The sequence below is a fragment of the Mesorhizobium sp. P2_A12 genome (genome assembly GCF_056405075.1).
This window is the reverse complement of the sequence record NZ_JBFUCU010000087.1, coordinates 1-710: the sequence shown is the minus strand read 5'-3', so window position 1 is coordinate 710 and position 710 is coordinate 1. Positions and strand designations below refer to the sequence as shown.

Here is a 710-nt window from a genome sequence, read left to right as displayed (position 1 = left end):
TCCACATTGGCCGAGAGCGTGTAGGTGACCGAGGACTGAACTCCGTCAGTGCCTCCATTCACACCCTCCGTTGTCACGTCGCCGATGTTGTCGACGACATAGCTGTCGTTCCCAGCACCGCCAATCAGCGTGTCGGCACCTGTCCCTCCGTCAAGGATGTCGTTCCCACCAAGCCCAGAAAGGTTATCTACTCCGCCGAAGCCATTGATTACGTCTTCTTCGTTTGTTGGCAGAGGCTGTCCAGCGACTGTTTGCGTGGCGTTGACGGTATCCGCCACGCCAGTACCATTTATAGTAACTCCGGAAACGTTGACCACGGTGACTGCGATCGTCTGTGTGTCGGTCCCGCCTAGGCCATCGGAAACCCCGACCTGGACGTCATAGATATTGTTCGCCCCGAGATCAGTCGGCGTTTCAAAGTCGGGCGCCGTGACAAATGAAAGAACGCCGCTGGTTGCATCGATCGCGAATTTGGCGGCGTCGTCCCCACCGATGATGGAATAGGCAAGCGTCGCCCCGGCATCGGGGTCGCTAGCCGTCACCGTCGTCACCGTCGAGGTGTTCTCCGAAACCGGCCGCGAGGCGGAGCTGCCACCGCCATCCGAACCGATCGAGGGCGCCTCGTTCTGGTTGCTTACGGTGACTGCGATCGTCTGTGTGTCGGTCCCGCCTAGGCCATCGGAAACCCCGACCTGGACGTCATAGATATT

At 59.3% G+C, this 710-nt stretch carries 1 protein-coding gene; it reads right to left on the bottom strand.

Going from position 1 to position 710, the window contains the following annotated elements:
- A partial coding sequence (locus tag AC1DZU_RS35620) for a cadherin repeat domain-containing protein (RefSeq protein WP_477292141.1) occupies positions 1–710 on the bottom strand: 710 nt, incomplete at both ends.